This window comes from Bacillus sp. F19, assembly GCA_023823795.1.
Lineage (GTDB): Bacteria > Bacillota > Bacilli > Bacillales > Bacillaceae > Bacillus_P.
The window spans coordinates 329,266-352,425 of the sequence record CP085711.1; the positions used below are offsets into that span (position 1 = coordinate 329,266).

General features: G+C 37.1%; 20 protein-coding genes and 1 pseudogene. All 21 read left to right on the top strand.

Translation table 11 applies throughout. The features are described from left to right. The first annotated feature begins 186 nt into the window (after positions 1-186). The 21 genes and pseudogenes from LIT25_27345 to LIT25_27445 all read left to right on the top strand — a co-directional run bounded on the left by LIT25_27345 (position 187) and on the right by LIT25_27445 (position 23,140). Positions 187-963, top strand: a complete 777-nt coding sequence (locus LIT25_27345) for a glucose 1-dehydrogenase (protein USK36478.1) — start codon at positions 187-189, stop codon at positions 961-963. Positions 964-991: 28 nt separating this feature from the next. Further along, positions 992-2,380 carry an aminomethyl-transferring glycine dehydrogenase subunit GcvPA gene (gcvPA, locus tag LIT25_27350; protein ID USK36479.1) on the top strand — a complete coding sequence of 463 codons (1,389 nt, stop codon included), beginning with the start codon at positions 992-994 and terminating at the stop codon, positions 2,378-2,380. Between the two features lie 32 nt (positions 2,381-2,412). Beyond that, entirely contained in the window at positions 2,413-3,984 is a 1,572-nt protein-coding gene (gene gcvPB, locus LIT25_27355; GenBank protein USK36480.1) for an aminomethyl-transferring glycine dehydrogenase subunit GcvPB, read from the top strand. 113 nt (positions 3,985-4,097) lie between these two features. After that, on the top strand, positions 4,098-4,850 hold the full coding sequence (locus LIT25_27360) for an SDR family oxidoreductase (GenBank protein USK36481.1): 753 nt from the start codon (positions 4,098-4,100) through the stop codon (positions 4,848-4,850). 72 nt (positions 4,851-4,922) lie between these two features. Further along, the gene (locus LIT25_27365; protein USK36482.1) at positions 4,923-6,581 is read left to right on the top strand and encodes a M20/M25/M40 family metallo-hydrolase; all 1,659 of its coding nucleotides are present in this window, start codon (positions 4,923-4,925) and stop codon (positions 6,579-6,581) included. A 105-nt stretch (positions 6,582-6,686) separates the two neighbouring features. Continuing rightward, on the top strand, positions 6,687-7,859 hold the full coding sequence (locus LIT25_27370) for an aminotransferase A (GenBank protein USK36483.1): 1,173 nt from the start codon (positions 6,687-6,689) through the stop codon (positions 7,857-7,859). 1 nt (position 7,860) lies between these two features. After that, positions 7,861-8,817, top strand: coding sequence for a 2-keto-3-deoxygluconate permease (locus tag LIT25_27375; GenBank protein USK36484.1), 957 nt, complete (start codon positions 7,861-7,863; stop codon positions 8,815-8,817). Between the two features lie 230 nt (positions 8,818-9,047). Continuing rightward, positions 9,048-9,572 (top strand): annotated as a pseudogene (locus LIT25_27380) (amino acid permease). Between the two features lie 78 nt (positions 9,573-9,650). After that, entirely contained in the window at positions 9,651-10,457 is an 807-nt protein-coding gene (locus LIT25_27385) for an ABC transporter substrate-binding protein (GenBank protein ID USK36485.1), read from the top strand. A 40-nt stretch (positions 10,458-10,497) separates the two neighbouring features. Next, the gene (locus LIT25_27390) at positions 10,498-11,211 is read left to right on the top strand and encodes an amino acid ABC transporter permease (protein USK36486.1); all 714 of its coding nucleotides are present in this window, start codon (positions 10,498-10,500) and stop codon (positions 11,209-11,211) included. Then, positions 11,177-11,899 carry an amino acid ABC transporter ATP-binding protein gene (locus LIT25_27395; GenBank protein ID USK36487.1) on the top strand — a complete coding sequence of 241 codons (723 nt, stop codon included), beginning with the start codon at positions 11,177-11,179 and terminating at the stop codon, positions 11,897-11,899. Before LIT25_27390 ends, LIT25_27395 begins: the two co-directional genes overlap by 35 nt. A 484-nt stretch (positions 11,900-12,383) precedes the next feature. After that, the gene (locus tag LIT25_27400) at positions 12,384-12,665 is read left to right on the top strand and encodes a hypothetical protein (protein ID USK36488.1); all 282 of its coding nucleotides are present in this window, start codon (positions 12,384-12,386) and stop codon (positions 12,663-12,665) included. Positions 12,666-13,026: 361 nt separating this feature from the next. Further along, a complete protein-coding gene (locus tag LIT25_27405) occupies positions 13,027-13,680 on the top strand; it encodes a metalloregulator ArsR/SmtB family transcription factor (GenBank protein ID USK36489.1) in 654 nt (217 codons plus the stop codon). Between the two features lie 19 nt (positions 13,681-13,699). Further along, positions 13,700-15,001, top strand: coding sequence for an MFS transporter (locus LIT25_27410; protein USK36490.1), 1,302 nt, complete (start codon positions 13,700-13,702; stop codon positions 14,999-15,001). Between the two features lie 43 nt (positions 15,002-15,044). Then, positions 15,045-15,287, top strand: coding sequence for a hypothetical protein (locus LIT25_27415; protein USK36491.1), 243 nt, complete (start codon positions 15,045-15,047; stop codon positions 15,285-15,287). Between the two features lie 804 nt (positions 15,288-16,091). Beyond that, a complete protein-coding gene (locus LIT25_27420; protein ID USK36492.1) occupies positions 16,092-17,588 on the top strand; it encodes a M81 family metallopeptidase in 1,497 nt (498 codons plus the stop codon). A 12-nt stretch (positions 17,589-17,600) separates the two neighbouring features. Continuing rightward, entirely contained in the window at positions 17,601-19,202 is a 1,602-nt protein-coding gene (locus LIT25_27425) for an ABC transporter substrate-binding protein (GenBank protein USK36493.1), read from the top strand. A 67-nt stretch (positions 19,203-19,269) separates the two neighbouring features. Continuing rightward, positions 19,270-20,187: an ABC transporter permease gene (locus tag LIT25_27430; protein ID USK36494.1), complete on the top strand. Its 918-nt coding sequence runs from the start codon at positions 19,270-19,272 to the stop codon at positions 20,185-20,187. A gap of 16 nt (positions 20,188-20,203) precedes the next feature. Then, positions 20,204-21,121, top strand: a complete 918-nt coding sequence (locus LIT25_27435) for an ABC transporter permease (GenBank protein ID USK36495.1) — start codon at positions 20,204-20,206, stop codon at positions 21,119-21,121. Between the two features lie 19 nt (positions 21,122-21,140). After that, positions 21,141-22,148: an ABC transporter ATP-binding protein gene (locus tag LIT25_27440; protein USK36496.1), complete on the top strand. Its 1,008-nt coding sequence runs from the start codon at positions 21,141-21,143 to the stop codon at positions 22,146-22,148. Further along, positions 22,145-23,140 (top strand): dipeptide ABC transporter ATP-binding protein, encoded by a 996-nt coding sequence (locus LIT25_27445; protein ID USK36497.1) that lies wholly within the window; start codon positions 22,145-22,147, stop codon positions 23,138-23,140. Before LIT25_27440 ends, LIT25_27445 begins: the two co-directional genes overlap by 4 nt. The last annotated feature ends 20 nt before the right edge of the window (positions 23,141-23,160 follow it).

Here is a 23,160-nt window from a genome sequence, read left to right on the forward strand (position 1 = left end):
TGATAGCTACTTGTATTTTTACAAGTATAAGTAAATAAAATATTTTTTGTCAATTTTTTTATATTTTTGACAAAAATGTCAAATTAAATTACTTTCAATTACTAAAGCTTGTTGATTTATCAACTATATTAAGTTGGCATATAAATTGCATTACATAATATCAACACACCTTAAGGAGGTTATTATATGGAAAAAGACTATATTCAATTAAAAGATAAAGTCTCAGTAGTTACTGGGGCAGCATCTGGGATAGGCTATGCCACAGCAGAGCTTTTAGCCGAAGTAGGATCTAACGTTATTCTTTTAGATATTGATAAAGAGAAGGGAAACCTAGCTTCACAAAGTCTGAGAGACAAAGGCTTTAACGTAAACTTCTTAAAATGTGATGTAACAAACGCTCGAGATTGTCAGCATGTAAGTGAACAAATTAATCGTGAATACGGGAACGTTAACGTACTTTTTAATAATGCTGGCATCATAAAACGCAAAACCGTAGTTGATTTAGAAGAAAATGAATGGGATGCAGTTCTAAATGTTTCATTAAAAGGTGTGTATCTCTTATCTAAATATATTATTCCTATTATGGCTTCTCATGATGGTGGAAGTATTATCAATACAGGTTCAGGTTGGGGATTAAAAGGTGGAGATAAAGCCGCAGCATATTGTGCTGCAAAAGCTGGTGTAGTTAATCTGACAAAAGCAATGGCAATCGATCATGGTCCACAAAATATTCGTGTCAATTGCATATGCCCAGGAGATACAGATACACCGTTATTACGAGATGAGGCAAAACAATTACAAGTAGAGGAAAGCGTATTTCTTAAAGATTCGGCAATAGATCGCCCACTTGCAAGACTAGGAACTCCTCGTGATATTGCAAAAGGCGTCTTGTTCTTGGCAAGCGATTTATCCAGTTGGATGACAGGTACAGAGCTAGTTATTGATGGTGGCGGTTTAGCTTAATTATTTAAATTTACTAGGAGGTATTGCTATGACAAAGAAGGTCCATCCTTACATACCTAATATGGTGCCAGAGGTAAAAGCGGAAATGTTAAAAGAGATTGGCGTTGAGTCGACAATGGAATTGTATTCATGTATTCCTGAAGAACTTCTCTTCCAAGGAGAAATGAATATACCGAAAGCCTTAACAGAACATGAACTTCGCCGTCATATTGATGGATTATTAAATAAAAATGTTAGTGCTAATGAGTATTTAAACTTCTTAGGAGCTGGCTGCTGGCAGCATTTTGTACCTGCTGTATGTGATGAAATCAATCAAAGATCCGAATTTTTAACGGCATATGCTGGAGAACCATATGAAGACCATGGTCGATATCAAGCATTATTTGAATATCAAAGCTTATTAGCAGAACTTGTAGATATGGATGTCGTAAATGTTCCTACATTTGACTGGGGGCAAGCTGCAGCTACATCTCTAAGAATGGCGGGACGTATAACAGGAAGAAAGAAAGTTCTTTTAGCAAAAACAGTCTCTCCTGAAAGAGCGAAAATTATCATCAATTATGGTACTCCTGAACTTGAATTTGATTTTGTTGGTCATGACCAAGATACGGGACTTCTACAATTAGATGATTTAAAGAAACATATTTCCAATGACATAGCAGCCATCTATTTTGAAAACCCTTCCTATTTAGGCTTTATTGAATCGCAAGGAATTGAAATCTCAGAGATTGCTAAACAACATGGAGTACTAATGGTCGTGGGTGTTGATCCTATTTCATTAGGGGTACTAACTCCGCCAAGTCGTTATGGAGCAGATATAGTTTGTGGTGATTTACAACCACTTGGCATGCACATGAACTATAGTGGCGGGCAGGCTGGATTCATCGCAACAAGAAACGAAGAAAAATTCGTTAATGAATTTCCTTCTCGTCTATTTGGCATCGTGCCAACAGTGAAAGAAGGAGAGTATGGATTCGGTGACGTAGCATATGACCGAACATCTTTCGCTTTAAGGGAAAAAGGAAAAGAATCAGTTGGTACACAAACAGCTTTATGGGGCATTACAGCAGGTGTTTATTTATCTTTATTAGGCCCAAATGGCATGTACGAGTTAGGGCAAACCATTATGCAAAATAGCCAATATGCAGTCAAAAAGCTGAATGAAATTCCTGGAATAAAAGGTTCAAGATTAAATTCACCTTTCTTTAAAGAATTTATCGTTGATATTAATGGAACAAATCTTTCAGTTGAAACGATTAATGAAAGATTGCTAGAAAGAAAAATTTTCGGAGGTAAGGATCTTTCTAAAGAGTTTCCTGAGTATGGTCAAGCCGCACTTTACTGTGTAACAGAAATTCATAGTCAAGAAGACATTGATCAACTAATTGCTGCTCTAGAAGAAATAGTGAAAAACTAAAACGCAATATTGAGGAGAGGGGATTCTAACACATGAAAAAAATAAAGAGAAACAATAAAGTTCGTGACTTTCATCAAGCGAAATGGAATGAACCAATTATTTTCGAGCTTCATCAACCAGGAGAAGTAGGTGTTGAAGCTCCATCAGCTAATCAAACGATTGTTTCAGAAGTTGGAGATGGTGTTTCTGCAATTCCAGCTACAATGTGTAGACCGGAAAAACCTAATCTTCCAGAAATAAGTCAAGCACGTGTATTAAGACATTATGTTCGGCTTTCTCAAGAAACGTTAGGTTCAGATTTCAATGTGGAAATTGGTCAAGGTACTTGTACGATGAAATATATCCCGAAAATTAATGAGCTATTAATACGAAATCCTAAAATGATGGCATTACATCCTCTTCAAAATGAAAGCACGGTTCAGGGTATGCTAGAAATCATTTATCAATTGGATGTATGTATGAGAGAAATATCTGGAATGGACTACTTCTCTTTTCAGCCAAGCTCTGGAACTCAAGCCTTGTTTGCAATGGCTTCCATTGTTCGAAAATATCATGAATCTAGAGGAGAAGATCAGCAACGTGATGAAATCATCACAACTATTTTCTCCCATCCTTCACAAGCTGCCACAGCAGCCGTAAAAGGCTATAAGATTATTACACTCCATCCCGATGAAGATGGATTCCCTGATATCGAAAAATTAAAAGCTGCCGTATCTGAAAGAACAGCTGGTTTTGTTGTTGCAAATCCAGAAGACACAGGCATCTTCAATCCTAAAATTATAGAATTCACCAAAATTGTTCATGAAGCAGGTGGTGTTTGTTATTACGATCAAGCAAATGCCAATGGTCTCCTAGGTATTACTCGAGCTAAAGAAGCCGGATTCGATATGTGCTTCTTTAATCTCCACAAAACCTTCGCTGCTCCACATATGTGCGGTGGCCCTGCAACGGGTGCACTTGGAGTCGTGGATGAACTCAAAGAATTCTTGCCTGGACCAATTGTTGAGTTTGATGGAGAGCAATATCATTTGAATGATAATCTGACTCACTCGATTGGAAAAGTACGTGCATTTCATGGTGTAGCTCAAACGATTCTACGCTCCTATGCTTGGATTCGTGCATTAGGTTCAGAATGCTTAAAAGAAGTAGCTCAAACAGCAGTGCTTAATAATAACTATCTGTACCACAAGATTCAAAAGATTCGTGGTGCGAGTGCACCATACGTAAAAGGTCAGCGCCTTGAACAGGTTCGCTATAGTTGGGAACAGATGACAAAAGAAACAGGAGTCACAACAGAAGACGTCCAAAGACGAATGACAGACTTTGGTCTTCATTATTGGACCAGCCATCACCCGTACATTGTACCGCAGCCATTTACACTTGAGCCAACTGAATCTTATTCAAAGGCAGATTTAGATGAATATATTGCGGCACTTGAACAAATTTCAAATGAAGCATATGAAAATCCTGAAATCGTTCAAAATGCTCCATATAACAGCACCATTCACAAATTAGATGAACAAGATTATCTAGATAATCCAGAAGAATGGTGTATTACATGGCGATCCTATATCAAAAAATCTATGGTATCTGAATTGATTTAGAAAGTGGGTAGGGCAAGCAAGCTTCGGTTTGATTGCCTCCTTCTCTTACTTTCTAATGAGAGATTCATTCTACGTTTTGATTCCAAAATGAAATAGATAAGGGGGTTAATGAGTTGAATAATGAGAGATATTCAGACAGTCTACGCGAAAAACGAGTAGTCATTACTGGCGGAGCAAGTGGAATTGGATTAGCAACTGCCATACGATTTGCTCATGAGGGCTCTATCGTTACCATTTTAGACCGGAATGAAGAGCAACTTTATAACTCGCTTCGGGAATTTCCATCTATCGCACATGGTGTCATCGTCGATGTAAGTAACCCGTTTGAAGTTAAACAAGCATTTGAAGAGATTGATTCATTGACCAATGGAGTAGATATTTTGATTGCTAACGCTGGCATCAGTGTCAGAGCTAATTTTATCGATATTACCCCAGAGCAGTGGAGAAAAGTACTTGGTATTAATCTAGATGGTATTTTTTATACGGCTCAAGAAGCTGCGAAACGTATGCTAGCCCAAGGAGAAGGCGTCATTCTTATGACAGCGTCAACCAATGGGTTAGTAGGTCATCCCTATTATGCTGACTACAACGCCTCTAAAGCTGGAGTTAATCTATTAGCTCGAACAATGGCAATTGAACTTGCTCCAACGATTCGCGTGAACACTATTTGTCCAGGTTATGTACTTACACCTATGCAAATGGCGGAATATACACCTGAAATGCTGAAACAAACCGATGAAAAAATCCCATTAAAACGGCATGCACAGCCTGAAGAAGTAGCTAACTTATATGCCTTTCTCGCATCTCAAGAGGCAGCCTATATAACGGGTCAACATATTCCAATTGATGGAGGAGAACTAGCTTAGTAGTTTGGGCGTTATTTATCGAAGAACAAAAGACTTTTAAGAGAATAAATTTTTTCAAAGGGGTGCTGGGAAATGATTTCGTCGTTTACATGTCGTGAAGAAGTATTAAAGTTTACAAATGAATTAGTAGCTGTAGAAAGTATTGTTAACACCACTGGGGAAATTGCCATTTCAAACTTTTTATATCTCAAAATAGCTTCTTTTCCTTATTTCAAACAAAATCCTTCCTATCTAATACTTTCTCAAACAGAAAATGATGAGGTAGAACGTTATAATGTATTGGCTTTTGTAAAAGGAACGAAAACGAAAAGCGATAAAACAGTTATTCTAATGGGTCATACAGATACGGTTGGTATCGATGACTACAGTCATTTAAAAGATAAGGCATGTTTCCCTGAAGAATTAATGAAAGCCTTACACGATGAACCATTACCTGACTTGGTAAGGAATCAATTAGAATCGGGTGACTGGTATTTTGGTAGAGGTACCGTCGATATGAAAGGCGGTGTCGCAAGTCATCTCTATATACTGAAATACTACTCTGAACATCCTGAAGAACTATCTGGAAATCTATTAATATTTGCTGAATGTGACGAAGAAGATAGCTCACACGGCGTTTTATCAGGATTAAAAGATTTAAAGAAATTACGTGAAGAACATCATTTTGATTATGTTGCGCTTATTAACTCCGATTTCGTTGCTCCTCGCTATGAAGGAGATGAAAATCGCTATATTTACAAAGGTTCCATCGGAAAACTCCTCCCTTCTTTTTTCATTACGGGAGCAGAAACACACGCTGGTTCTTCCTTTGAAGGGCTAGACCCGAACTATATAGCTGCTGAGTTAACACGTCAAATCAGCTATAATCCAGATTTAGTTGATGACTCATTAGGTGAATTTCCGGCACCACCAGTCTCATTAAAGCAAACAGATTTAAAACCGACTTACACCATCCAAACGGCTCTTTCAGCGTATGTTTATTATAATTTCTTTATCCAGTCATGGTCTCCAAAAGATGTCATGATTAAACTGAAAGAACAAGCAGAAATCGCTTTTGATAGAGCATTACAAACACTAACAGAACGGTACCAAACGTTTTGTGCTCGAAGTGGTGAAACGTATAACGAATTGCCATGGAAAACAAGAGTGATTATTTACGAAGAAATGAAGCAATTACTAGAAAAAGAACATGGCGACCGATTTATCCAACATATGAAAGCCTTTAAGGAACAACTAATGCTAGATAAGAGCATAGACACTCGGATGTTTGCAGCACGTGTTGTTGAAGAAGAATGGAACTGGATGACAGATAAAAGCCCAGCCATTACTATTTTCTATTCGTCTCTTTATTCATCACGCGTAGATGTTACAGGGAAAAATGAGAAAGAACAGCACCTACTGGATGCATTACAAAAAGCCATTGAGCAAGTTCAGCCGACCTATCCTCATCCGATTGTAACGAGAAACTTCTTTCCTTATGTATGTGATATGAGCTGTGTCGCACTAAGTGATGATGAAGAAGGAATACAGGCAGTTTGTAATAACAATCCAGGCTGGGGTACGAAACATTTTGTTAATTATCAAGATATCCGAGATATTAATGTACCTGCTATTAACATTGGACCATATGGATATGACGCACATAAGAAATATGAGAGAATGGAGCTTACATTTTCAACAGAAATTGTACCAGCATTAACAAATGAAGTTATTAGCCATTTATTAAAGTAGAATCTTACGAGTAATAAAAGTTATGAGAAAGTGGCTGAAATACTCTTTCAACCACTATGAAAACTGAATATTCAATTATTTGTACCCGTAAGGAGGGAGCGACCAATGAAGTACTTATTAAATAAGAAAGTAAGGCAAATACAATTTTCTGGGATAAGGAAAATTGCTAATATAGTGGCTCAGTATCCAAATGTTATCAACCTTACAATTGGTCAACCGGATTTTTCAACTCCTAAACATATAAAAACTGTTGGAAAAACAGCGATTGAAGAAGATCGAACAACGTATACTCATAACGCCGGATTAATAGAACTTCGAGAAGCTGCATGTGATTATATGTTCCAAAAGTATAAGCTACTTTATCAGCCCGTTGACGAAGTCATCGTTACGGTGGGTGCAAGTGAAGCACTTGATATCACTTTCAGAACTATTCTAGAAGAAGGAGATGAAGTGATCCTTCCCTCACCTATTTACCCTGGTTATGCACCGATTATAGAATTATGTGGCGCTATTCCAGTGTATGTAGATACATCAACAAATAATTTTAAGTTAAGCGCTGAATTGCTTCATAAAAAGTTGTCTGACAAAACAAAGTGTATCATTCTACCATATCCATCCAATCCAATAGGAAGTACGTTAGATCAAAAAGAACTAGATGAAATCTCTAAATTACTGTTAGATAAAGAAATTTTTATCGTTTCTGATGAAATTTACAGTGAATTAACCTATGAAAAAAAACATACGTCTATGGCCTCTATTCCCGAAATGAGAAACAAAACTATTGTTATAAATGGGCTTTCTAAATCCCATTCGATGACAGGTTGGAGAATCGGTTTCGTCTTTGCACCCTCATATATTGTCGAAGAAATGCTAAAAATTCACCTTTATAATGCAACATGTGCAAGCTCCATTAGCCAATATGCAGCGATTGAGGCGCTTATCCATGGAAAAGATGATCCGATATCCATGAAAGAAGAATACCTAAAAAGAAGAGATTTCGTCTATAAACGTTTACTTTCTATAGGTATGGAAGTTAGCAAACCACAAGGAGCATTTTATATATTTCCATCAATAAAACACACGAATAAAATGTCAGCTGAATTTGCCTTAGAACTACTTGAAAATGCTGGAGTAGCAGTCGTGCCGGGAGACGTTTTCTCAAAAGCTGGTGAAGGATATATACGAATCTCCTATGCAAATGATATGAAATTATTAGAAGAAGGAATGAACCGGATTGAACAGTATGTTAATTCCATAAATCGTAAAGGGGAGAAGTAGTATGCAAATTATAAAGACAATAGAAAAAGTACCAGGTGGCATGATGCTCGTACCTCTTTTGTTAGGAGTCACTCTTCATACCTTTATACCTTCAATGGGAGATTTCTTTGGTTCTTATACAGGTGCACTCTTTAATGGAGTACTACCAATGCTTGCTATCTTTTTCGTCTGTGTGGGATCAACAATTGATGTAAAAGCAACTCCTACAATCTTAAAAAGAGGAGGAGCCCTTCTTATTGGAAAAGTTGGAGCTTCAGTTATTGTTGCGTGGATCGCTTTCCAAATTATTGGTGAAGGATCCGTTCTTGGAGGACTTTCTGTTTTAGCGATTGTCGCTTCTATGAATGATACCAATGGAGGATTATTTTTAGCCTTAATGCATCAGTATGGAAAAAAAGAAGAAATCGCTGCCTATCCTATTATGACAATAGAAGGAGGACCATTCATAACGATGGTAACGCTTGGCATCGTAGGTCTTTCTGCAATCCCATGGCAAACACTAATTGGTGCGATTTTACCTCTAGTGATTGGCATGATTCTTGGAAATCTAGATAAAGACTTACGTGCATTATTAAGCAAAGCTGTACCTGCCTTAGTTCCTTTCTTTGCATTTGCACTAGGGTCTGGTCTTAATTTTAAAGATGTGATTGATGCAGGATGGATTGGATTAATAGTTGGACTATCTGTCATTCTTTTTACAGGAACTATTCTGTTTATTATGGACCGATTAGCTGGAGGAAATGGGGTAGCAGGATTAGCTGCTGCATCAACTGCAGGAAGCGCAGCCAGTGTTCCAACTATTGTGGCTGCAGCCAATCCAGTCTATGCACCAGTTGCTGCTTCCGCAACAATTATCATTGCATCAAGTGCTATCATTACGGCTATCTTAGTACCAATTATTACGGCATGGTGGGCGAAGCGTGTCAATCCACAAATAGATCATACGTTAAGTGTGTAAGAACCTCCTGAAGAATGTTGCATCACATACACATTTAAACTTGGAAATTGATTAAGAGGTTCTTCAAGCTGTGCATGATTGTTATCACACTTGAAATGGAGGTCAAGAGATGAGCAATGTTGAGTTAGATACACAAGTGATATCAAACTCTACCCAAAGTGGTAAATTAAATCGTGGTTTAAGGTCTCGACATATAACGATGATTGCCGTTGGAGGTGCAATCGGCACCGGCAACATATGCCTCAACTCGAATGCTTTGGTCTCTCGCTAAAAGTCGAAAAGCTCCAAAATTGTTTATGAAAGTTAATGCAAAAGGAGTTCCTGCTATAGCTCTTTATACAAATATCATTTTTGGCTTTCTTGTTTTCCTCTCTTCTTTCGTTGGAGATGGTGTTGTTTATATTTGGCTCCTTAATATGACGGGTTTAACCGGATTTTTAACATGGGTTGGAATCGCAATCTGTCATTACAGATTTCGTAAAGCTTATGTTAAACAAGGAAGAGATCTGAATCTATTACCCTATAAAGCAAATTGGTATCCATTTGGTCCTTTATTTGCTTTAGCGCTATGTATCGTTGTTATCTTAGGCCAGGGCAGCCAAGCCATTTCTGAAGGGTCTATTAACTGGTATGGTATGCTCGTTTCTTATATTAGTTTACCTGTATTTATTATTCTTTGGCTTGGTTATAAATTCATTAAAAAGACAAAGGTAGTGCCTCTTGAGGAATGTGACTTTAGTAGGGATGATTTGTAAACGATTACATCACTAATACTCGATTAACCATCCTATCCGAAGAAAGAAAAGTAATAATATTAATGAGAGGTGTATTTTATGAAGAAGAGAGTAGCATCTTTAACGGTACTATTAGGTTTATCCTTACTTTTTGTATTGAGTGGCTGTGGATCCAATGATTCTAAAGTATCTGGATCAGTGGACAATAAGGAAAAAATGGAGCTAGTAGACGAAGGCAAATTAACGTTTGCAATGAGTGGTTTGCTTAAACCTCTCAACTATAAGGAGAACAACAAGCTAGTGGGTTTTGATGTTGAAATTGGCCAAGAAATTTCTAAGCGCATTGGTTTAAAAGCGAACCCTGTTACAAATCCGTGGGAAACCATCATCCAAGGTTTAAAGGGTAAAAAATATGATGCCATTATCGGAAGTATGACAGCTACAGAAGAACGTTCTAAACAAGTCGATTTCTCCGATCCTTACTATATTTCTGGCGCGCAAGTCTTTGTAGCAGCATCCAATGATACTATACAAAAGAAAGAAGACTTAACGGATAGAAGAATAGGTGTTATGCAAGCAAGTACGTATCAACAAGATGCCGAAAAATATACAAAAGATATTAAAAATTACCCAAGCGATATTTATGCTCTACAAGATCTTGAACCAGGACGTGTTGATGCAGTCATTACAGATAAAATTGTTGGTATCTCTGCAATGAAAGAAGCGAATTTAAAAATTAAAAACGTAGACAATGTACTTAAAAACGAAAATATAGCAATTGCGGTTAATAAAGACAATCCTGCACTCTTGAAAGCAATCAATAAAGCCATTAAATCAATGGTTGAAGATGGTACTTACGAAAAAATCAGTAAGAAATGGTTTGGAGTAAATCTACTAGAAAAATAAAGACTTAGCCTTTTTATTGAACTGAGGAGCTGAAGTGTTTATGAATTTTATAAATAGCATATATTCTATTTTCCAAACACATGGTATTGAATTTTTAAGAGCGACCTTAATTACGATAGAATTGACCGTTGTTTCACTCTTGATTGCAGTAGTAATCGGATTGATTTTTGCTTTTTTTAAAGTCTCTAACATTACCATTTTACAAAAGATTGCCGACCTCTATATTTTTCTAGTACGTGGCATGCCTTTAATCGTACAACTTATGTTTTTGTATTATGGAATATCGAGTGTATTAGTATTATCTGATTTCACCGCAGGCGCACTCGCCTTGGGGATTCACTCTGGTGCCTATATAGCTGAAATTTTCCGAGGATCCATTCAATCCATTGACCGTGGTCAGATGGAGGCAGCTCGTTCCTTAGGAATGCCATATTCCCTATCGATGCGCCGTATTATACTACCTCAAGCCTTTAAAAGAGCCATTCCTTCTTTAAGTAACCAATTTATTATCGGATTAAAAGATTCTTCCCTTGTCGCATACATTGCTGTAACAGAGTTATTCAACCACGCGCTTTCTGCTCAAGCTGAGAACTATATGCCATTTGAAACGTATTTCGTTGTAGGTATGTATTATTTAATTCTTGTTCTAATTTTCACTCTAATCTTTAACAAATTGGAAAAGAAATTAGACGTTAGCAAGAGTAGGGGAGGTAGTGGATTTGATCAAAGTAAGAAACTTATGCAAAACGTTTGATAACTTAGAAGTGTTACGAGATATTTCCTTTGAAATTAATAAATCAGAAGTTGTGGTGCTAATCGGAGCTAGTGGTTCAGGCAAAAGTACTTTGTTAAGATGTTTGAACTTCTTAGAAATAAAAGATATTGGAGAAGTTGAGATTAATCAAAAAGTAATCGATGTTAATAAATCAGATTTAAACAAAGTAAGAGAAGATATGGGTATGGTATTTCAGCACTTTAATCTATTTCCACATATGACAGTACTTGCTAACGTGATTGAAGCACCTGTTCATATTAAAAAGAAAAAGAAACAAGAAGCAATCAATAAAGCAATGGAGCTATTGCATAAAGTAGGTTTAGCTGATAAAGCCCACTATTATCCTGAACAATTATCTGGTGGACAAAAGCAACGAGTTGCAATTGCCAGAGCACTAGCCATGGAACCAAGCGTTATGCTATTTGATGAACCTACATCTGCGTTAGATCCGGAGCTTGTAGGTGAAGTGCTTGAAACAATGAAGAATCTCGCAAAAGATGGAATGACAATGGTGATTGTCACACATGAAATAGGCTTTGCAAGGGAAGTAGCAGACCGTGTAATTATGCTGGCAGATGGAAAAATTATCGAAGAAGGTCCCCCAACAATATTCTTTACAGAACCTAAGGAAGAAAGAACACGTCGATTTTTACAACAAGTCTTGTAATTACTTTTGGTTTTATATAAAAATAGTCCCAATTAAAACGGTGGCCACTGCAAAGGTCCACAGCTTAACTAACAGGAGTCCTTAATCTTATATATTGTAGTTAAAGGGGTAGCGTCACATACCCATCAAGCGAAGTTAAAATCATACCCTCAAAATGAAAAAACGCTATGCTTATCGTAAGAGGTTTACGAGAAAGGATGGTGTTTTTGATGAATCCTATCATTTCAAATGAACTAAATCTTTTCGCACAAGAGCTACAATACTTTTACAGGAAAGTTTCATTAGGATAAGTAGATGTGGTGACGAATATGGATTTCAAAGCTATCAAAAAACGGGAAAGTCAATGGAAACAAGCTTTTGAAGAAGAATTAAGCGAAAATGAGTTTAAAGGCGCCAAAAAAGCTATTTATAAATAATCTATCACTCATATTAAAGAGATGCCGCGCATACATTGTACAAAACAATAAGAAAGCGCGGTGTTTTTATGTTTACAAATGCTGAAATAATTAATAGTGAATCAGTAAATGGCCGGATGCAGCTCACTATTCAAGGGATTTTCCATGCAATTGAAAATATTGAGTGTTATGAAAGTAAATTATACATTCATTTCGATAGAATAAATAAGACTAGGAGAATGACTGAAATGGTGCTTCTCAATAAGGCTTCAGGTTCGTATGAGTCAGTTAAAGGAATGTATGACGAAGAATTTGAAGAGAAGATTGTCGAAGCTGCAATAAATAAAATACATTTTAAGCAATCTGCTTAATTCTTTCTAAATTTAAGAATAAACATAACCCAGGCTCTTCAATAGAAGATCCTTTTTTGTGTTCATCCAAAAAAAATATCAGTAAAACAGATTAAGATGAAACTAACAAACCAGTAATTATTTACCCATTATTCATGAGGAAATTCGTTACTTATGTAAACTAAAGATGTATATGGTATACAAAGAGCTTTTACCTAATTATTTTATATTAATTAAGGGTATATATGTTTTGAGACATGTAAAGATTGGAATTTTAAAAAGTGTATTAGAATAAAGAAACTATCATTGACATAAGTTATTGCTAGGTTTAATATTCAACTATTCAATAGATTGCTTGAATAGTTGGATAGAGGTGATTTATATGTTAAATGAACGACACTTAAAAGATTTATTGTATCAAGGGTTAGCGAGAATAGGTAAGAGCTTATCTAGTCCAAAACGATTAGAGATTCTGGATCTTTTATCTCAAGGTCCAAAATCTGTAGAAGCTTTATCAAAGGCAACAACTATGTCTGTTGCAAACGTATCCCAACACTTGCAAACTCTTATTAATTCTAGGTTAGTAAAGTTTCAGAAGAAAGGAAATTACGTTATATACGAACTAGCTGATGAAGCCATTACGGACTTTTTAGCTGCTTTGCACACATTATCCGAAAAACAATTTGTAGATATCCAGCAAATAAAACAAGAGTTTTTAAATGACCAATTTGATATAGAAGGCATTTCTCTTTCAGAACTTAAAGAGAGAATGGATAAAGGTGAGGTTTTATTGCTAGATGTGCGACCTACTGAAGAATATGAAAAAGAACATATTCCCGGTGCTGTTTCTATGCCTATTGAAGAATTAGAAGAGAAATTAGCTTCTTTACCGCCTAATTGTAATGTGGTTGCGTATTGTAGAGGAACTTGCTGCTTAATGTCAGTAGAAGCTGTTGAACTTTTAAAAAGTAAGGGTATTAATGCATTTCGTTTGGAAGAAGGAGTGTACGATTGGAAAAAATCAACTGACAATTAAACGATAGTAGGTGTTTAACATGACAAGCAGTATTGATCATTCCACAGAGAGTTATATAAATTCTCCGGAAAAACAGAGAAAGTTATACAAACGTACGTTACTCATTGTAGGCATTTCACAAATCTTTGGTGGTGCAGGACTCGCTGCAGGAATTACCGTCGGGGCGCTTCTTGCTCAACAAATGCTTGGAACAGATGCATTTGCAGGACTACCTACGGCTCTATTTACTTTAGGATCAGCAGGTGCTGCTTTAGTAGTAGGGAGACTTTCTCAACGTTATGGACGTCGTGCAGGTCTTGCGACAGGTTTTATAGTAGGTGGAATTGGAGCAATTGGAGTTGTGATTGCAGCAATTATAAATAGTATTTTTCTCTTATTTGCTTCGCTCCTTATTTATGGAGCAGGAACAGCTACTAATTTACAAGCTCGTTATGCAGGGACAGACTTAGCAAATACGAAACAACGAGCAACTGCTGTTAGTATGGCAATGGTTTTCACAACATTTGGGGCAGTTGCAGGACCGAACTTAGTGGGCGTAATGGGTAAAGTAGCTGTTGCTATTAATGTTCCATCTCTTGCAGGGCCTTTTATTTTATCAGCAGTCGCGTATATTTTAGCAGGTCTTGTATTTTATGTGCTGCTTCGTCCTGACCCATTAATAGTGGCAAGAGCAATAGAAGCGAATAACCAAGAACATGACAATAAAAAGATTTTAACAATTTCTGAACAAACCAAAAACAAAAGAGGCGTGACAGTAGGTGCTACAGTTATGGTACTTACTCAAATTGTCATGGTTTCTATTATGACCATGACACCTGTACACATGGAACATCATGGACATGGTTTAAGTGAAGTAGGAGTTGTTATTGGTGCACATATAGGTTCAATGTACCTTCCATCACTTTTTACAGGAATTCTAGTTGATAAGATTGGCCGAACTGCCATGACTATTGCCTCTGGAGCCACATTACTTCTTGCAGGTCTGGTTGCAGCCATGGCACCAAGTGATTCGATGGTTCTCCTTGTTATTGCTCTTTCTTTACTTGGATTAGGATGGAATTTGGGTTTGATAAGTGGGACTGCTCAAATTGTTGATTCTACGGAACCTTCAACACGTGCTAAGACTCAAGGAACGATAGATGTTTTTGTTGCATTAGCAGGAGCTTCGGGGGGAGCTTTATCTGGAATGGTTGTCGCTAATTCAAGTTACGCAACGTTATCATTAACTGGAGGGATTTTATCTTTGTTACTGATTCCAGTCGTAATATGGGCTCGTGGCGGAAAAGAAAAAAATACATTTAAGTCTTATAAAGAAATTTAAGTAAGACAAAGAAAATCAGCTAAATTTAGAGGAGGTGTTTATCTTGGATAAATTGGTAGCAAAAGCAGAAGATAAACTACGCCGTTTAAGTGCTGATGAGGAAGCCATTAGGATGTATCAGCTTAGAGAAAAATATTTATCTGATCAAAAAACTCAAGTTGATGGTGCGCGAATTGAAATTGCTAAAAGTTTGCTTAAAGTACCGAGTATGTCTGTACAAGATATCTCAAAACACACAGGCCTGCCTTTAGAGAAGGTTAAAGAGTTGGAAAAAGAAGTACGTTAACATATTACAATTTAGAAAAAAGAGAATGATCTTAAACGATCATGCTCTTTTTTTGTTGTATCAGCAGCTGTTATTAATTCTGATTAGAATTTTCCACCTATGTTTTGCTGAGCGAACTTGCTGAAATTAACAAACTAAACTATCAAGACCTATTACCTATTGTTCTATTCCAACCCGATCTTCCTCAGCGTGGAAGATAAGCACCATGAGGATTAATCTGAAAATAAAAGGCCTTTATCTTACTTGGGATGATTAGGGAATACGCATTAGTTTTAGCTCTACATGTTACATTTAATATTCATACTCGACAAAATAAGGAATTCGGAGCAAGTCATTCCTTATCTAGTTACATATTTTAACAGTTGCCTATACTTTGGTTCTAGTTAAACAAACATATCATTTTCTTCTTGGATAAGCGACCGTGCGAAATGATAGAAGGCTTTCCGGTCATTCAGTGTTGTTCCAGTTTCTCGAAGCTCCGCAAATCGCAATCGATTCCCTTCCTTTACGGAACATATTCAGCCAAGTTCTAATTTGATCAACATATTTCACATTGATGATCTTAAGTCTCTTGTTTTGGAAAAAATATTTAAAAAGGTATCCCCCTTGATTCCACAGGTGACCAATGGTTATAAAAGCAATCGCGAGAAAACCCCCTCATAATTATCTAAAAACTCACAAAATTTATAAAATTTTAAATTTTATATTGAAAAAGAAGGTAAACTTGTAATATAATGATAAAGAATTATTAACTTCAATTTCAAATGAGGTTTAAAGTAACTACTTCAAAAAGGGTGGGGAACCATGAAAATTTTGATTGGTCAAATTGCGCATGAGACAAACACATTTTCTAATGTGAAAACAACCGTTGAGTCGTTCAAACAATGGGAATGGCTGCATGGAGATGAAATCATACTTAAACATCGAAAAGTAAGAGATTATTTAGGTGGTATGATTGATCATGCTGAAAAAATAGAACTAGAAATTGTACCGACATTTTCCGCTTTTGCTATGCCCTCCGGGTTGATTACTCGTGAAACGTATGAAAGGATCATTAATGAATTAATTGATGCAATCAAAGTTGTATCAGATTATGATGCGATTTGTCTTGCGCTTCACGGTGCCGGTGTAGCTGAAGATCTTGACGATCTTGAAGGAGGAATATTACTTGCGCTTAGAGAGGTGGTTGGCTATGATATCCCGATCGTTGTCACACTAGATCTTCATGGCAATATAACCGATCAAATGGTTAAGGAGGCAGATGTCCTTTTAGGTGTTAATTACTACCCGCATGTCGATTCTTATGAAAGAGGAAGAGAAGCAATTGATATAACGAACCAAATTTTGTCTGGTAATCTTCAACCAAAGATGAGCCTCAAGAAAATTCCACTTATGATCCCAACTTCTACTACAAATTTATCACCAGCAATGGATATCAATAAATTGTGCTGGGAACGCGAAGAGCACAACTCAATTATTGACTGTACTTTCTTTCATGGTTTTCCATATACGAATATTCCGGAACTAGGTGTATCTGTATTAACAGTAACAAATAATGATCAGGAACTTGCAAGCCAAACCTCAGAAGAAATTGCAATTGAAATATGGAATGCTAGAGAAAAATTTTTCCCTCATATAGATAACCCAGCTGAAGGAATTAATAAAGCATTAAAAATTGAAGGTAATCCGATTATTATCAACGAAACTTCTGACAACCCCGGAGGTGGTACACCTGGAGATGGAACACACTTACTTTCGGCGATGTTAGAGGCTAAACTCGAAAATGCTTGTTTTGGATTTATATATGATCCAGAAGTGGTGAACATCGCACATACAGAAGGAGTAGGTGCTTTGATCGAAGTAAAACTCGGGGGAAAAACGGATGATATGCACGGGGATCCTATACCAGTTCAAGCTTATGTTAAATCTCTTGCAGATGGTCAGTTTATTCAATCTTCTCCAATGGGAAAGGGAGAAAAAGTGGATTATGGAAAGTCTGTAAGATTAGTAGTAAACGGTCTCGATATAGTTGTTTGTTCAAAAAGATCGCAAACATTGGATGAACAAATCTTTGTTTTAAATGGAATTGATGTAACAAAATATAAAATCGTAGCCTTGAAATCGAGTCAGCATTTTCGGGCAGGATTTGAACCACTGGCACACACAATAATCTCAGTAGATTCTCCTGGGCTAAGCAGTTTCAATCTTTCATCAATTCATCACACCAGACTTGTAAAACCAGTATATCCATTTAACAAAGAAGTGAATTTTTTACAAAAGCACGAAATTAGTAAAAAATAGGGGGGATTGAAGGTGAAAACAAAAAAATGTCAATTTCTAATAATCTTTTTACTTAGTTTTATGTTGTTAATAACAGGGTGTAATCCAAAAACAAATGAAAAAAGCTCTGGAAGTGTTAATGGAGGAAGTACATCCGGCAATACATTAGTCATATCTTCTGTGAGGGAGCCAGATACTATAGACGTTCATAAGTCAACATGGGTGGATGATTCCAATGGTCATATTTATGAAACTTTGCTAAAAAGGGATTTGGAAGGGAACCTGATCCCCGGCTTGGCTGAAAAATATGAAACCTCGGAAGATGGGAAAGTGTGGACGTTCTATTTAAATAAAAACGCAAAATTTCATTCCGGAGAACCTGTTACGGCGGACGCTGTTAAAAAAACATTCGAAAGGTTTCTTCAACATTCGGCAGTTAAATTTATTGCTGGTCCAGTAGATAAAATCGAGGCTGTAGATGCACAAAAATTAATGATTTATTTCACAGAGCCTTTTGCACCGTTCGCAAGTGGACTAACAACTGCTTATTTAGCGCCAATGGACCCTAAAGCTGTGAGTCAGTATGGAGATGATTTTGGCGAACATCCGGCAGCTGCAGGAATATTTAAATTCGCAGAGCGTAAACGAGGATCATCCATAGAATACGCGAAAAATGATGCCTACAATTGGGGTCCTTCCTTCGTAGAAAACAAGGGTGCACCAGCATTTGATAAATATGAATTCCGCTTTATTACAGATGACGATACAAGAGTGCTTGAGTTCAAGAAAGGTACCACGCAAATTATGACAAAGGTGCCACCAACCTATGTTAAAGATCTCAAAAATACAGAAGGTGTATCGATTGATAGCATGTATGAACAAGGAATTACTTACCTAGGATTCAATAACAAAAAGCCGAAATTTAAGGATAAACGAGTTAGACAGGCCATCGCACTCGGTATCGACCGTAAACCGATTGTAAAATTTGCTTTGGAGGGATATGCAAAACCGGTATTTGGTCCGTTGCCTCATACTATACCTGGTTATAGTGAATCGGTTGAAGTGTCGGCACAAGAAAAGTATACCCGTAATATTAAAAAGGCCAAGTCACTATTAGCAGAAGCGGGTTGGAAAGATTCCGATGGAGACGGAATTGCTGACAAGGACGGTAAACCATTCTCATTTGAATTATGGTTATCTGATGAACCAGTTATGCAAAGAATTGCCCAAGTTATTCAAGGCCAATTAAAGGAAATTGGTGTTGATGTGAAAATTTCTGTTCAAGAAGCCGCCTCAATTTCTGCCAATACACCAAAAGGATTACACGAAGCGCTTTTGACAGCGTACGGATGGTCAGATCCTGATATCTTATATATATATTTTGCAAAAGGCAGTTCAATCAGAATGCATTATGAATCTGAAGAATTGCACAACATGCTGACAAAAGGACGTCAAACCATGAATCCGGAAGAGCGAATGAAGATTTATGAAGAAGCACAACAGTATTTAGTGGAAGAATCACCTTGGGTTCCATTATTTGTACGTGAAAACATCACAGCTTACCGTGACATTGAAAGGTTTAAACAAAATCCATTTTCACAAACCATTATTTTCAATGATATCCGTCCGAAATAAAACCAATAGATACAGTTAGAGATGATCTCATTCCTAACTGTGTTATTCAATAAAGGAGGGATTGGTTTTGTCAAAATATATTATGCAACGAACGTTTTCAATGATAGTTACATTGATTGGTGTCTCGTTTTTAGTCTTTCTGATGATGCATCTAATCCCGGGTGATCCAGTTACCTATATTTTAGGCGATTTTGCAACGGAAGAATCCATAGCCGAATTAAAAAGAAGTCTTGGTCTCGACCAGCCGCTTTTTTTTCAATACATTGATTACTTAAAAAATGTTTTCCAAGGGGACTTAGGTACTTCCTATGTAACTGGACTGACGGTAGTTGAGGAAATTTATGCCCGATTTCCAATTACCTTTCAATTAGCGGTTTGTAGTCTTTTAATTGGGTCTGTCGTTGGAATTGTAATGGGAATATTAGCGGCTGTAAAACAAAACACAATTTTTGATCAGTTAGCAATGGTCATCTCATTAATTGGAATCTCTGCACCAGGGTTTTGGATTGCTCTATTTCTTATTTGGATTTTTTCTTATCAATTGAACATTTTCCCTATTTCCGGATATGAAGGATTTTATTCATTAATCCTTCCTTCTATTACGCTTGGTTTAGGTTCAGCTGGAAATATTGCAAGAATGACAAGGTCAAGTATGCTCGAGGTCATTAAACAAGATTTTATGAGAACCGCCAAAGCTAAAGGTCTTGCATTAATCCCGATGATTTTTCAACATGCACTCCAAAATGCCATGATACCGATCATTACATTAATAGGATTACAGTTCGGCTTCTTACTAGCCGGTGCTGTTGTTATTGAAACGGTATTCGCACTACCTGGGTTAGGGAGTTTTTCAGTTGAAGCAATCTCAAAGAGAGATTTGCCAACTGTACAGGGTCTAGTTCTATTTATGGCATCTCTATTTATTATCACAAATTTAGTTGTAGATATCGTATACAGCATTGTTGACCCTCGCATTAAATATTAGAAAGGGGTGCTACATTTTGAGCAGTTCAGCTCCTAAACTCACAAAATCCGCAAACAATTTCATACCTCAACAGAATAGTGAACTGGAAGCAACAAAATCCAAGTCCTACTGGGCATTAGTTGGAAAAAGGTTGATAACGAATAAAAGTGCCGTTATTGGAGCTATTATTTTATTATTTTTTGTTACGGTATCCTTACTTGCACCATTGATTGCACAGTATCCGATAGACGTAATGGAAATTGAAAAACGGTTCTTGCCTCCAGGAGGCGAACATCTATTAGGAACAGATGAGTTTGGAAGAGATATCTTTTCAAGAATGTTATATGGGGGACGGGTTTCATTAATGGTGGGTCTTGTTGCTGTACTGATAGCAGGGATGATCGGAGTGATTTTAGGTATTATTTCTGGCTATTATCGGAGAATTGATATTTACATTATGCAGTTTATGGATATCTTGTTGGCCTTTCCATCCCTTTTGCTTGCGATTGCGATTATAGCGGTACTTGGTGTCGGTTTAACAAATGCGATGATTGCTGTAGCAATCTCGGTCGTACCCTCTTATGTAAGGGTAGTCAGAGGAACAGTATTATCAATTAGGGAAAAAGAATATATTGAGGCTGTAAGAGCTCTCGGTGTTTCGGATTTAAAAATAATAGTAAAACATGTATTTCCAAATGTATTATCTCCAATCATTGTGTTATCAAGTTTACAATTTGGTACAAGTATTCTTGTGGCTGCAGCATTAAGCTTCTTAGGACTGGGAGCACAACCGCCAACTCCTGAATGGGGGGCAATGGCATATGTTGGAAAATCTTTTTTAGGGCAGGCGTGGTGGATGTCACTTTTCCCTGGACTAGCTATTATGTTAGTCGTACTTGGATTTAACCTGCTAGGTGACGGCCTGCGGGATGCACTAGATCCAAGGCAAAAATAACTGCTTGGGAGTGATTATGATGTCAAAAGTCCTTGTAGAAAAGGATCAACAACTTCTTAAAGTGGAAGGACTTTCTATTAAATTTAAAACAGGGAAAAAAGATTTTGTAAACGCTGTCAGCTGTGTGGACTTTACGATCCATAAAGGTGAAACGGTTGCCCTGGTTGGTGAATCAGGCTGTGGTAAAAGCGTTACGTCCCTATCGATCATGAGATTGATTGCAAACAGCATTGGGAAAATCGACGGAAAGATTATATTAAAAGATAAAGACCTGAATCTTATGTCCGAAAAGAAAATGCGTTCCATTCGTGGAAAAGATGTTTCAATGATTTTTCAAGAACCCATGACATCGTTAAATCCTGTCCATAAAATTGGAAGACAAATTAGTGAAGTTATAAAACTTCATATGGATATTTCGGGAAATGAACTAAAAAAACAGACTGTTGAGATGTTAAAGAAGGTTGGAATTCCACGTCCTGATAAGGTCGTTGATGAATATCCTCACCAACTGTCGGGCGGAATGAGACAGCGGGTAATGATTGCAATGGCGATGGCCTGTAATCCTAGTCTATTAATTGCGGATGAGCCGACAACTGCGCTTGATGTCACTATCCAAGCCCAAATCCTTGATTTAATGAATGATCTTAAAAATAACAATGATACAGCGATATTGCTGATTACTCACGATTTAGGTGTTGTTGCAGAAATGGCCGATCGGGTTATGGTCATGTACTACGGCCAAATAGTGGAAGAAGCTGATGTGAAAACTATTTTCAAAAACCCGCAGCATCCGTACACAATTGGTCTGTTAAACTCGATCCCCAGTCTTGAAGATGAGCTAGATATGTTACAGCCTATTGAGGGAAATGTACCTAATATCGGCGAAGTGACGAAAGGATGTCCATTTTTCTCAAGATGCACCCATGCAATTTCCAAATGTCTGGAACAAAATCCGCCTCTTGTAAAAAAGAATAAAGAGCACTCTGTTAGATGTTGGTTATATCTGAATGAGGAGGCGTTAGCATGAGTGAAGTACTGCTAGAGGTTAATGAACTTAAAACGTACTTTCCTATTAGCACTGGTCTCATCTCACCCAAAAAAGACTATGTTAAAGCGGTCGATGGGGTTTCTTTCAACCTGATAAAAGGTGAAACCTTAGGAATTGTTGGAGAAAGCGGCTGCGGTAAGTCCACAACGGGAAGGAGCATATTAAAATTAATTGAACCAACAAGCGGAGAGATCAAGTTTGAAGGAAGGGATATTTTAAAATTAAATAAAAGTGAATTAAGGAAGCTCCGTAAACGAATGCAGATTGTTTTTCAAGATCCCTTTGCCTCATTAAATCCGCGTCTGCGAATTTCTTCGATATTAGAAGAAGCATTGGCAACACATAACATAGGAAAAAATGGGAAAGAACGAAAGCAAAAAATGTTAGAAATACTGAAAATGGTAGGATTAAGCGCTTATCATGCTGACCGTTATCCACATGAATTCAGCGGAGGACAAAGACAACGAATAGGGATCGCTCGCGCTATCGCTGTAAGTCCCTCCTTAATTATTGCGGATGAACCAGTTTCTGCACTGGATGTATCGGTTCAAGCACAAATTCTAAACTTATTTCAGAATCTTCAGAAAAAGTTAGGCTTAACATACATTTTTATTGCGCATGATTTGAGTGTCGTAAAGCATATAAGTGACAGAATCGGAGTTATGTATTTAGGGAGAATTGTTGAGTTTGCTGATAAGAAACAATTGTTTTCAGAACCATTACATCCATATACAAAAGCCCTGATGTCATCTGTACCTGTTCCTAATCCTGAACTTATTAAAAAAGAAAGAATCATTTTAAAAGGAGATGTACCGAACCCGGCAAATCCTCCGAAAGGGTGTTCGTTTCATCCACGGTGTTTTGCCTGCATGGAAGTGTGTAAGACGAAAAAACCTCGAAATATCGAGGTTAATCCAGGCCAGTTTGTAGCTTGTCATTTGTATGATTCTGAATTGATACAAGGCTACTAAAGTTCAAAAATAATTATAAA